This window comes from Bifidobacterium sp. ESL0784 (genome assembly GCF_029433295.1).
In the GTDB taxonomy this organism is placed as follows: domain Bacteria; phylum Actinomycetota; class Actinomycetes; order Actinomycetales; family Bifidobacteriaceae; genus Bifidobacterium.
Map to the genome: position 1 here is coordinate 265043 of NZ_JAQTHV010000003.1, position 12837 is coordinate 277879.

Here is a 12837-nt window from a genome sequence, read left to right on the forward strand (position 1 = left end):
TAATACAGACCGATATACTCAATTTACTCGTGTATTGAATCAGTTGATGATGAGTGCCAACCCGAGCAGCACCGCCAAGAACAAAACGTTGACCGCAGTATAAACCAGAAGATAACGTCCTTTCTTATCTGGGTATTTGCGGGCGATCTGCTGATAGGAAATCAGCGAGGCCATCGAGGCGATCAACGTACCCAGGCCGCCAAGGTTCGTACCGATAATCAGCTCACGCCACTGGCTGCAGAAGCCGGAAAGCAGAATCGAAGTGGGCACGTTGCTGATCAGCTGGCTGGAGGCGACGGCAACTTCCATCGGGTGCTGACCCACGATCGAGGCCACGAAATTCGAAAATTCCGGCACGCGGCGCATGTTGCCGATGAAAATGAAGAACATGACGAAGGTCAGCGGCAGACTCCAGTCGACCTTAAGGAACGCTCGGCGGTCGCAGATCAGGAACGCACCGAATACCAGCACACACATCAGCCACAGCGGAACGGAACCACCGACGGTAAAAATACAGACGAGGAACAGAACGACATAGACAACTGCCCGCCAACCGCCGTATCCTGCTCCGTAATCGAGTACGCGGATCTCGTCCGGTTGCCGATCCCCTTGTGGCGCAATAATAGATTGCTCGATGCCCTTGTGTCCGAGTCCTACGAAATCGGCCTGGCTATCACGACGGCGAAACACGATGAGAATGACTGCAAGCAGCATAATCGCCGAGGCAAGGGAGAACGGCCCCATTACCGTGAGAAACTCCGAGGTCGACATTTTGGAGACTGATTTGAGGTAAAGATTATGGGCGTTGCCGACTGGCGTCAGCATACTGCCGGTATTGGCCCCGATGGTCATCATCGTAGTCACCAGAATGGCCTTGTCTTCCATTTTCGCCATGACCAGCACGGAAATCGCAAACGGGATGAAGGTAACCAGGGAAACATCGTTGGTGATGAAAGCCGCGGAGAAGAACGTCAAGGAGACGAGCGCTATCACCAAAGCACTTTCGGTGTGCACGTGCTCAAGCAGCTTGGTGCCGATGATATGGAAAACGCCGATGCGCTGGAAGCCGCAGACCACCAGCATGAGGCAGACCAACTGTGAAATGGTGTTCATGTGGATATAGCCGAGGTACTGACGGTCCGGGGGAACGATGAAACACGAAATGATGGCGAGTATCGTCGCCACCACCAAAATGGTGTCGTTTTTCAGTTCCTTGACAATCCACTTGCGCATCAATACACCAACCAAGGGTTCAACGAAGAATAGTCGATATTATGATCGCATCTCATCGATGCAGTCCAATCGTAAGGCGACATTTTCGCCCGCTACCGCCAAACATCTCGATCATCCAGTTTCCCATCCATCACAAGGCCGATGCAACGGTCAACGAAAACACACTTTGGCAAGAATCTGACCTCACAAACAACGTGTGCATTCGTTCTCTCACTTCTTATTGTATGGGTACTCGGGAGTGGAAAAGTACGAAAAACCGGGCTTCCAGCGACCATTTTTATTTGTAGGACAAAAAATAGAGGGAAAATTCCTAGATTTCATTGGTCTTTTTGAGGTGGATAAAAGCGACCAAAATTGTCAAAAAAGTTGTAAAAATTTACATTAGCTTGCCGTGTTGCGGACAATACAGCATTCAGGCAACGGCATTGCCGTAGACCTGCGCCTGCAAATCCTTTCTGGCGGCCTCCATATTGGTGATCTCTCCCAAAATCCTGATTTTCTCCTCACCATCGGGTATCTGCGCCATTTTGCGCTTTGCGGCACCGATACGTCGCATGTAACCGACATCGAGAAGCCGTGCGGTCAGTTCCGCGGCATAGCGCTGCTCTTCCGGGGTTGGTGCACGAAGCTGGGCAGCTGCTGGGTTGGGCATATCGGCACCGTTGGTTCCCGCTCCCCCGACATTCGCATCGTTGGCACTGCCGTTCTGGTCATCCCCGCCCGGCAAAGGCAACGGCATGACAGCCAGCTCGTTGATGACCTGCTCGAGCATTGGGCCGCCTGCCTTGGTGAGATTGTGCATCCACAGCCCCTGTGGGGTACTGCTATCCGGCAAACCACCCGCCGCAGCAATCGCCTGGAACAACGTGCGAAAAACCGGGGTCATGAAATCGGCGAGGGTGAGTTGCGCGAATGAATTGAAATCAATGGCGCGGGGCACCTGAATGAGCACGGCCATGAACTGCTGCTCGCAGATGAACACGGCATCGTCGACGCGGAAATAGGCCTGATCGGCGGCATCATGGTGTTGCAAGGCCTTGCGTGCAGCTGGATTGGCATAAGCGTTCTCATCGTTGCGGCCGCGGTTCTCGAAGCCGTTGCCGCCATGACGTTTGGACGCGTAGGCATCGTCGTCGCGCACATGCAACGCTCGACGCGCATTGTTGACCTCACGCCGCATGATGTCAAGGTCCACGCCGATACGACGGGTCGCCTTGCGGGTGTAGATATCGAGCAGGGAACGGTCACGAATCTGCGCGATCAGCGGTGCGACGGCCTTTACCGCACCCATCTGGCCCGTGGTATAGGACGTATCGAACCGGTTGATGGCGGTGTCGATGACGAAATCGTAAAGCGGCCTCGCGTGGTCAATCAGTGAGCGAACCGCCTCGTTGCCCTGCTGGATGCGCAGGTCGCAGGGGTCGAGATTGTTGTCGGCTACGGCTACGAAGGTCTGAGAAAGGAACGCGGAATCCAATCCGAAGGCATGGATGGCGGCCTTCTGCCCCGCCGCGTCGCCGTCAAAGGTGAAGACGATACGCGAGCTCAGAGATTGACCCTCGACCTTCAAGGGGCCGACCAGCTGGACGGCGCCCAAGGAATCGTCGGAAATGAGACGACGGATGATTTTGGCATGGTCCTCTCCGAATGCGGTGCCGCAGGTGGCAACGGCAGTGTCGATACCGGCCAGATGGCAGGCCATTACATCCGTATAGCCCTCAACAATCACGGCCTGGCGCTTACGCACGATGCTGGATTTGGCCAGGTCGATACCGTATAGCACCTGTGTCTTGCGGTAAAGCTGGGTATCGGGGGTGTTGATGTATTTGGCGTTGATGTTGTCGTCATCGTAAAGCTTGCGGGCCCCGAAACCGAGTGTACGTCCCGTTGAGTCGCGGATCGGCCATGTGGCCCGTCCGCGGAAATAGTCGTAGATGCCGCGCTGCCCCTGACGCGCGAGACCGGCGTCCAGCATCTCCTGCTGCGTGAAGCCTTTGCCCGCCAGGTGACGGACGAGGTTGTCCCAACCTTGCGGAGCGTAGCCGCACCCGAAACGCTGGCAATCGGCCTGGCTGAAGTTGCGGCCACCAAGGAGTTTTCGTGCCGCGAGCGCCTCGGGTGTCATGATCCGGGAGACGAAGAAACGCTGCGCTTCTTCGTTGGCTTCAAGCAGGCGGGCTCGTTTTGATCCGCGGTGTTCTTCCTTGCCGCCGTCGCTTTTCTCGTAATGCAATTCGATATGGTACTTGTCGGCCAGAAGTTCCACGGCCTCGCGGAAATCAATGTTCTCACGATGCTCGACGTAAGCGAAAACGTCACCGCCGAGCCCGCAGCCGAAGCAATGCCACACACCCAGCGAAGGACGCACGCTGAAGCTGGGGGTTTTCTCGTCATGGAAGGGGCACAATCCCATAAAGGTACCGGTGCCCGCAGCTTTGAGCGTCACCGTCGACGAGACAATGTCGTAGAGGTCCGCAGTGGCACGCACCTTTTCCACATCCGCTTTGAGAATCATTCCAGCCATAATTGTTCACCTTACCGCGCGCCATGCATGAGGGCAATCAAGACGGATGAACAAAACCAAAAATCAAGGTTTCCTGATTCTCCTTGAGACGCAGAAGCACGATTCAACCATTACCGGGACTGTCAATGACCCGGATCGGGCTTCCCCCAAAGGATACGCTATCCGAAGTTCAGCAAATCAAGGAATGCAAGGTCATCGCAGATCCGTCGGTAAGACTGGCGACCTGATCGATGGCGACGCGCAGACGTTCGTCGTCGTTGGTGGACTCGTTCCAGTCCTCCAGGAACACCGTTTCCAGCGCGTCGGAGGGACGGGGCGAATCGGCCATCAGTACGTCGACCAGATCGGCGACAATCTGCTGTTCTTGCTCGTGCAACGGCTCGCGTTCGCGCGGTGCCATGACGAAGTAGACCGCGATGCCCTTGAGCGCAACAATCTCGTAGTTGGTCTGGTCGGGGATGACGACGTTGGCGCTGTATCGCGTAAGCGGGCCTTGACCATATTTCTCGCGCGTCGCTTGTTCTACGGAACCGGCGAACCGGCCGATCAGCGAGCTGGTGATGTTCTTCAACTGCGCCAGCGCCTGCCGTGATCCGTTGAAATGCGTGGGGAACATATGCCGTCTCTTCAGGCGATGCAAGGCTTCGAGCAGCTCATCCGGGTCCCATTGCTGCCCGTACCATTCGCGAGTGACTTCCACGATGCCGTCAAGCACCCGGGAATCAGCCAAAGCCAACGGCTTGAGAGCACCGGTGGCGATGGCGTCCTCCACATCGTGGACGCTGTAGGCGATGTCGTCGGAAAGGTCCATGACCTGGCATTCCATCGGTTTGGCGTCTTTCGGCGCACCTGTCTTGAGCCAGTTGAACACGTCTACGTCATCGGGGTAGACGCAGAATTTGAGGCTCCGTTCCCCCTTGGGATGCTGTGCAGCTTCGGCCAGCGTCCAAGGATATTTCACCGCCGCATCAAGGGAGGCACGGGTGAGGTTAACGCCAGCGGAACGTCCATCGGCATGAAAAACTTTCGGCTCCAGCCGCGTGAGCAACCGCAGGGTCTGGGCGTTGCCTTCGAAACCGCCGATACCCGAGGCGATGTCAGCCAACACCCGCTCACCGTTGTGTCCGAAGGGTGGGTGACCAAGATCATGGGCCAGGCAGGCGCAATCAACCACGTCCGGGTCGCAGCCGAGCATCGAGCCGATCTGACGGCCAATCTGCGCGACTTCAAGCGTGTGCGTCAAACGTGTACGGGCAAAATCATCGGTTCCGGCCACCAAAATCTGGCTTTTCGCACCAAGGCGACGCAGGGCCGAGGAATGGATGAGACGCGCACGGTCACGCTGGAAGGCGGTGCGGGACTGGGATTTCGGCGGCTCGGGGGCCCAGCGTTCCTCGTCGAAGGCATCGTAGCCCTCATCTTCCAGCACTTCTTCGCCATCGGCAGTTTCCATCACGTACCTCGCTCCATCAAACCAAGCCATTGCGCCAGTCCGCGGACACCGCCGATCGAACCTGACACTATATTTCCGATGATAGCCCACATCACTCGCGTGCCCAATATAAACCGCAAGATCATGCCACGCATCACACGGCAACAAAAAGCCGCCTGTCATTTTGATGTGGCAGACGACTTTCTTTATTGATGGAGACGTATGAAGCGAAATCAGGAAACGATATCTTTTATCTTTTATGACATCCCAAAAATTCGTATCCTGCCGCTTCCAACAGCAAAAGCCGATAATAGTCAGTCAAGCAATTTCTTGGTATCGGTCACGGTGATCAGCGGCGTGAACAGCTTCATCGTCTCGATGGCCAACTTTTGGTTTTCGAGCGTACTGCCCGCGCACGCGTCCTCGACCAGCCGAACCGCGACACCGTCATCGGCTGCGGCCAAAGCGGTCTGAAGCACACAGCAGTCGGTCGCCACCCCGCACACCGCAATTTTCTTGGCTCCTCGCACGGCCTGCTTTAACTCATCGCCCCATTTGCCGAACGTCGTTTTGCTGACCACGGGATGACCTTTGGCCAACTCGGCCGTCTCATCGGTGAAGTCATACATCGGATCGTCCGTCGGGACCAGGAACTGCGGCCAGTCCTTAAAGTAATCGACCCACGCGTCCTGAGGCACGTCCGGAGCAATATAGCGGGTATAGACCACATGCTCCCCATAGGCTTTTGCGAGGCGTTCGAAAGGCTCGTCCGTGGCATAGTAGGAGCCGTTGGCGCATGCCCAATCCGACCAGTCGCTTTGTGCGAAGACCTTCTGGCGGTCCACGACCACCAGCCATTCATCCTTGTCAATCATCAGTCGATTCCTTCCTGTCGTTTGATGTCTGCACGCTGGAAAATAAGGGTTCCGAGCAGGCCGACCACCAGCGCCACGATGACACCAAGATTGGCCTGTGCCCAAATGCCGGATTTGCCGCCGAAAAGACCAAGCAGGTAGCCCTGCCAGCTCAGCCAGCTTGCCGACGAATTGACGACCAGCCCCCAGCCAAGCACTGTGCCTACTGCGAGGATGACCAACGCTTTGACGTTCCACGAACCGTAACGACCCTCGGGATTATAGAGATCGGCACCATCGTAATCAAGCTTGCGCATCAGCACATCCGCCACGAACATGCCGGCCCAGACGGCCATCGGCACGCCAAGGGTGATGAGAAAACCTTGGAACGGGCCGATGAACGTCTCTGAGAAGAACGTCACGTAGATGACGCCGATTACGGTCAGCACCGCGGTGAGCCCGGCGGCGACGGTACGCGGCAGCTTGATGCCGAAGGAAAGCAGGGCAAGTCCGTTGGAATAGTTATCCATAATCGCCCCTGACATCAGCCCGAGCACAGCAACCAAGGTGAACGGTACCAGATACCACGTCGGCAGAATCGAGGCCATCGCTCCCACCGGGTCCAGCCCGACCTGCTTCAACAGCGAGCCGTTGGACACCGCGAGCAGTAGACCATACATAATCAGCAGAACGTTAGCAATCGAGGCACCAAACGTGGTCCATGCCACGATGCCGCCGTTGGAGGAATTGCGCGGCAAATAGCGTGAATAGTCGGCGGCCACATTGACCCAGCCCAAGCCGAAGCCGGTCATGACGAACAGGCAGCAGCCAAGCATGGCCGGCAGACCGCCGGATGGAGCGCTGCTGATCTTCGAGAAATCGATGCTGCCCCAGCCTAGGAAGAAGAAGCCAACGGTCACGATTCCAGTGACGATGGTGATGACCTGCTGGCATTTCATGATGAGGTCATAGCCGAAAATGCCGGCCACCACCACGAGCCCAACGACCACAACCGCCGAGATGATCTTGGCTGTGGGCCCGGAACCCATTCCCAGCTTCTGCAGCGTAGAGGCCATGGCCAGCACCGCGGTCACGGTCAGCGAAATTTCCCAACCCAACGTGGCGATCCACGACATCGCTGCGGGCACCTTCGCACCTTTGACGCCGAAGATGGCACGTGTAATCACCATGGTCGGCGCGTTGCCGCGTTTGCCCGCGATCGAGACGATGCCTACCAGCAGAAACGAGACCACAACGCCAATGATGGTGGTGAGAGCCGCCTGCCAGAATGAAATCCCAAAACCAAGCGCCCAGGCCCCGTACGACATGGCCAGCACCGAAATATTGGCCGCGAACCACGGCCAGAACAGGCTCGAGGGCTTGCCTTTGCGTTCCGATTCATCGATGACGTCGATACCTTGTTCCTCGACACTCAGCGACGAACCCTTCCCTTCTTCACTCATGATTAACCTTCTTAATTATCTCAATTATCTAAGTATGATAAAAATATTTATATTGAATGTTTTATTCACTTATAGTCAGTAAGACTATAACTAAAGATACAGAAATGCAATTCCAGCTTTGCCAGTTTCGTGTCGTCGTTTCAAGCCTTGGAACAATCTGAACACATCCTTGCGAATAAAACATGCCCCAACAAATCATCACGCCTTGCCTTCATTGGCTTTATGCGTGAATCAACCACATCCGAAAAACGGGCGCCACAGCTTTGCGACGCCCGCCTGACATGCGTTTAGTAAATATTGTCTACAACATCACAGCAACAATGGCTCCATGGCAATACCATCCAATGTCACAACAACGTCTTGGGGCTGAGTTTGCTCATATCCTGCGGTTCAAGCACTTCGGCCGCATGCAGGTAAAGGCGCGGGATGCGGGTGCGCAGACAAGTGAAGATCTCGTAGCTGATGGTGTCGGCGGCGCGAGCCCAATCGTCGGCTGTCGGTTCCACATACTTTTCGCCGCGCCCAGGCCCGAAGAGTTCGACGGTGTCGCCTTCATGCACGCCGAGCTTCTCGGAATCGCCGTGCAAATCGAGAATGAACTGGTCCATGCACACGCGCCCGGAGACGCGCATCAGCTTCGGCCCCTCAGAAGTCATCACACGCACCGGCCCGCCGGGCTTCTTCGTGTGCTTGGCCCCGGACTCGTCGAAACCGGATGAGGAACGATGGATGCCGTCAGCGTAACCCAGCGGCACGATGGCCGTGCTGGTCTCTTCGTCGGTGATGTAGGTGCGACCGTAGGAAATCCCATGCCCGGCCTCGACACGCTTGACGGTGGCCAGTTGCGCCTGCAGCGTCATCGCCGGCTTCAGCCCGTATTTCGATGGCGTGCCCATTGCGGGATCGGCCTCGTAGCCGTAAAGCCCGATGCCGGGACGGGTCAATTCAAAACGCGTTTCCGGACGTGAAAGCGTGGCTGCGGTGTTAGCGATATGGCGAATGCGCGGTGGAATACCGGCCTTCTCCATGCGTGCGGTGAACTGCTTGAAGCTTTCGAGTTGCTGATCGGTCGCCTCCACGAATTCGGGGACGTCGGGCGCGTCGGCCACGGAAAAGTGGCTCCACTGCCCCACGATGTCAAGCACGCCTTCCTTGACGAGCGGGACAAGCTTGTCAAGCGCCGCCTGGAAGCCCTCTGCGGTGAAGCCGTTGCGCCCGAAGCCGGTGTCGACCTTGACATGCACATGTGCGGGTATCCCGAGCTTACGGGCGGCGGCGGCCACGGCGTCGATGCCGTCGAGCGAGCCTACCGAAATGTCAATATCGCTGGCGATGAGTTCGATGAGCGGTGCGTTGCGCCCGTTGTACATCCACGTAAGAATGCGGCAACGGCTGGAATCGATGCCGGCCATGCGCAGGAGCAACGCCTCGCGGGGCTGCGCGGTTCCCAGCCACGTCGCACCGCCCGCGAGCGCCGCCAACGCAGAGGGAATGAGCCCGTGCCCGTAACCGTCGGCCTTCACCACACCCATGACGGCCGTACCGGACTTCGGGCCTCCGACGACCTCGACCAGGTGCCGCATATTGTCGCGCATCGCCTTGAGATCGACGATGGCCTGCCCCGGGTAACGCCGCAACGCTGCAGCGTAGTTCGCCTTTCCAAGAGTAGACGAGAAGGGCCATGGATCGAGTGCGTTCAATGTCATAACCAATATTGTGTCGCGCAGAGGTGACGAGCGCAATCGTCAAGGCCAAACAGCTACATAAGCGACAAATTTATCGGTTCGCGCGACGCATAAGTCAACCAGAATTTTACGATACAGGTTTACCGTACCTTATTTCAGATCATCGAGCGATTATCTCAGCGCTCGTGACGCTGGTAGCCGATGCGTACGTCGGGCTTGTCGGTGATGTTCATGACGTGGATCAGCCCGCAGCGCTGGAACCCATCACCTTCGAACACATGCTGCATGGCCTTGTTATCGGGGTGGGTGTCGCAACGCACGTTGCCGTATGTCTCGACCGCCCAATCGAGGCAGGTTTTGGCACTGTGACGTTTGAGTCCGGACGAAGCGAGACGGTGCATCGTGGCATAATCGTCGTCGTCAAGCCACTTGCCCTCGATTTCGGCGTAGGTCGGTTCAAGCCCGGTAAACATGGCGAATTGCGCGAGAATGCGTTCCGAGCCGTTCTCGCCTTCGTTATCCACCAACAGCATGGCGTTGCCGCCGTCGATGTCTTGCTGAACAAGTTCGGCCGGCGGCCAGATCGTGCCCCACTGCGTCGGGTTGCCGTTTTGCGCCATGAGCTTGCGCGCTCGATCGAAGTTGCGCTGAATCGTTTCGAAATCCGCCTGCGTCGCTTTCCGGATATGCTCGCCCGACTGCTGCCCGCTCATGAAATACCTACCTCACCTACATCTATTACAAATACCGAAGGAAAGCCTAACATGGGGGCTTTCCAGCTTATTGATATTCAGCTATTACAGATAAAACAGGAGACGCCAGCAAATACCTTGCCAGCGCCTCTTATCGTATTGAAGATAATCACGACTCCTGTTAAAGCCGCGACGTCCCTGAAATCAGACCACCTTGCGAACATAGGGATCGGAGCTGATGCCCTCGTCGAGAATCTTCTTGCACCACTCCTTGGCGGTGAAAAGACTGTGGTCGCGGTAGTTGCCGCAGCTCGTGATGTCCGTGGCCGGCACGTCATCCCAAGTCGCCTTGTAGGCGATGAACTCGAGCGATTCCTTGAGCGCCTTCGCCACGTCCTCGGTGCTGTGCTCGCCCCAGGTCAGCAGGTGGAAACCGGTGCGGCAGCCGAACGGCGAGCAGTCGATATAGCCCGGGATGCGTTCGCGCAGCAACACCGCGATGGTGTGCTCGATGGTGTGCAGGCCTCCGGTCGGGATGGCGTTCTCGTTGGGCTGCACCAGGCGCAGGTCGTAATTGGAGATCACGTCGCCCTTCTCGCCCGTCTCGGTGTCGATAAAGCGCACATACGGCGCCTTCACCTTGGTATGATCGAGCTTAAAGCTCTCCGGTTCCGGCTTGTTTTCTTCTGACATATAAGACCTCCGTAATATAATATCAGCATTCAGTCTAAGTTTTCTTTATTTTCAAATAATTTAAACCTTGCGCTATCCACCTTTAAAACTGTAAATTTACCTTTTTCGATGATACCTATCTGCATATCCGAGCGTCTTACAACTACACTTGGTGCAAGTTCGGAATCCAAACTCTCTTTTTCCGTCATCTTAACAACAATGACAGGAGCCCCATATTCGGGATACTGAAGGTTCTTCATATTCGGTTTCCATTCAACAAGATCACCAGAATTAAAAACCTCAGAATGATAATTTTTTTGTGCTTGTCTTAGAAGTTGCTGATAGTCAGGACTTGCTATCTCTTCTTCATATAGCTCTTTCCTGAGAATTTCTTCAGCTTCAGATGTTTGTTTACTCATTAGTAATCTCCTGAATCATCTAAAATACGACTATGGTGAATATCTGACACTAGTATATCCAATAACTCACTATCTGAGTTCTGAAATTTTGATTTATGGTGCAAGTCATAAGAGTCACTGAAAACATTCAGCACTTCATGGAAATTATCTTTTTGATAATCATCAGTTGGTAAATAATATGTAGGCTCTAATTCATCTGCATCTTCAATCTCTGAAACAGCGTTTTTAGCTAAATCAACTCTCAAATCGAAAATTTTCTTATTTTCAAATTTCGTAAAAAAATCGGCCGCATCAGAAGCTACTAGTCTATAATTTGTAGAATCTCTACCCTCTGTTTTATAATAAAATAATCCTCTTTCGATATATTGATTTTCGCTTGGCCGACCGATTTTATTATCTTTGCACGGTTGTATCTGATCTAAAACGCTGAAGGCATTATTCAACTTATCGTCTATTGTGATACCAACGCCATTCTGTTCGCCTAATCCTTTATTTAAAATTTTGGCCGCAATTGAAAACATTTTTTTTGAGAACGAAATATATTCCCAACTACTGCCAATCGAAATATACGAACCATTGATATAAGGTATCCAACGCGTCATATCAAAAACTTCTATGATTCTGTCTACACAGTGCGTGACAGAATCATAAAACTCTTTAGAGCAAGCCCATACGAGATCATTTTCTGAAAGACGCAACTGTTGAGATAACTTTGAAGAAAATGCATTGGTATATTTTTTATCACTTTCTGAAAGAGTTGCATAGCTATCCTTTTTATTGAAGGACCAATCATTTTTTAATGCTACATAACTATCTAAGCCATAAGCAAAAGTAGGCCTATAGGCACCAATTCCACCAATTCTTGAGTCAAATGGTCCTACAAAACCTAGGGGAACAAGTTGCTTTACCATGTTGCACCTACCTTTAATTGTTCTTTTTTCAACCAATCTCTAGCTGCTGTATAAGTATGTTCTCCTGAAATTTTATGGATAACAGGATTTTCCTTAGGAGAAAAAAGCGCTGCTATTCTAGTTTTTTCTGAATCTTTGTACGTTTCCCTAATGTACCTCTTGATTTTTTCTAAATCTCCTTCATCTATCCACAATTTTGCAACGGTAAGGGAAACTTCACCTTTATTGAACATAGTTACCCTTCGCATCTGCTTTCCCATACAAATATCACAAATTCGTTTCTTTAACTTCTGAATAGTCAAAGCAACTTTACCTGTATTAATCCTCTGTATTTTCTTTTTCATTCTAACTTCCCATATCCAATTCCGACATTCAACGGGCTTGCCGGTTGAATCGGTTGGGCTAATCGAATGACAAAATGTTTCTTTAGGGCATTTCCCATCAATATAGTCAACGACAGGAGAATCAAAAGCTCGATTGTTAGCCCAATCCGCAAATTTTTGTTTATACTCACTACCAAAAGAATTATTTTGAATTAATTCTTTCGGACTAGTTCCATCAGACAATACTATTTTTCCGGTAGCTACTCCACCTGTGTCAAAAGGCGAAACAGTGTAGCTATGGAAACCCGTCTCTGGCACTTCTGGCTTAAATGCTATTAAATCTTGTGAAAAATTAGGGTGTGCAAACTCTATATAAAAATAAACATTTTCATTGCTACCTAATGACATTGCAGTTTCACTATCAAGAGTCGTGGAACTTGAAGATGTGCTCACAAAATCATTTTGCATACGATTAATTAAAATTTGCATCCAAGAGCCATCATTATTTTTAGGGTCTCCATCCTCTGACTGAAACCCTTGCAACCAGTAATAAACCTTCATATTTTGCTGCGCCATATTGGCATTATATAACTTCGTTACTTAATTCAAGGATTATTCTCATTTTTTAA

11 protein-coding genes are annotated in these 12837 nt (G+C 53.0%); all 11 read right to left on the minus strand.

What is annotated here, in order from left to right; translation table 11 throughout:
• Positions 1-39: 39 nt before the first annotated feature.
• A complete protein-coding gene (locus PT279_RS05635) occupies positions 40-1233 on the minus strand; it encodes an SLC13 family permease (RefSeq protein WP_277166424.1) in 1194 nt (397 codons plus the stop codon).
• 412 nt (positions 1234-1645) lie between these two features.
• Positions 1646-3757, minus strand: coding sequence for a DNA primase (gene dnaG / locus PT279_RS05640; protein WP_277166425.1), 2112 nt, complete (start codon positions 3755-3757; stop codon positions 1646-1648).
• A 169-nt stretch (positions 3758-3926) separates the two neighbouring features.
• Positions 3927-5210: a deoxyguanosinetriphosphate triphosphohydrolase gene (locus tag PT279_RS05645; RefSeq protein ID WP_277166605.1), complete on the minus strand. Its 1284-nt coding sequence runs from the start codon at positions 5208-5210 to the stop codon at positions 3927-3929.
• A 293-nt stretch (positions 5211-5503) separates the two neighbouring features.
• Positions 5504-6064 (minus strand): cysteine hydrolase, encoded by a 561-nt coding sequence (locus PT279_RS05650; RefSeq protein ID WP_277166426.1) that lies wholly within the window; start codon positions 6062-6064, stop codon positions 5504-5506.
• Positions 6064-7506, minus strand: a complete 1443-nt coding sequence (locus PT279_RS05655; protein WP_277166427.1) for a cytosine permease — start codon at positions 7504-7506, stop codon at positions 6064-6066. The genes PT279_RS05650 and PT279_RS05655 overlap by 1 nt, the downstream gene beginning before the upstream one ends.
• Before the next feature lie 347 nt (positions 7507-7853).
• Positions 7854-9212 (minus strand): alanine racemase, encoded by a 1359-nt coding sequence (alr, locus tag PT279_RS05660; protein WP_277166428.1) that lies wholly within the window; start codon positions 9210-9212, stop codon positions 7854-7856.
• Positions 9213-9367: 155 nt separating this feature from the next.
• Positions 9368-9904 (minus strand): N-acetyltransferase, encoded by a 537-nt coding sequence (locus tag PT279_RS05665; protein ID WP_277166429.1) that lies wholly within the window; start codon positions 9902-9904, stop codon positions 9368-9370.
• A 183-nt stretch (positions 9905-10087) separates the two neighbouring features.
• A complete protein-coding gene (locus tag PT279_RS05670) occupies positions 10088-10576 on the minus strand; it encodes an S-ribosylhomocysteine lyase (RefSeq protein WP_277166430.1) in 489 nt (162 codons plus the stop codon).
• A 29-nt stretch (positions 10577-10605) separates the two neighbouring features.
• Positions 10606-10974: a hypothetical protein gene (locus tag PT279_RS05675; RefSeq protein ID WP_277166431.1), complete on the minus strand. Its 369-nt coding sequence runs from the start codon at positions 10972-10974 to the stop codon at positions 10606-10608.
• Positions 10974-11885, minus strand: a complete 912-nt coding sequence (locus tag PT279_RS05680) for a hypothetical protein (RefSeq protein ID WP_277166432.1) — start codon at positions 11883-11885, stop codon at positions 10974-10976. Before PT279_RS05680 ends, PT279_RS05675 begins: the two co-directional genes overlap by 1 nt.
• On the minus strand, positions 11879-12784 hold the full coding sequence (locus PT279_RS05685; protein ID WP_277166433.1) for a hypothetical protein: 906 nt from the start codon (positions 12782-12784) through the stop codon (positions 11879-11881). Before PT279_RS05685 ends, PT279_RS05680 begins: the two co-directional genes overlap by 7 nt.
• Positions 12785-12837 lie beyond the last annotated feature (53 nt).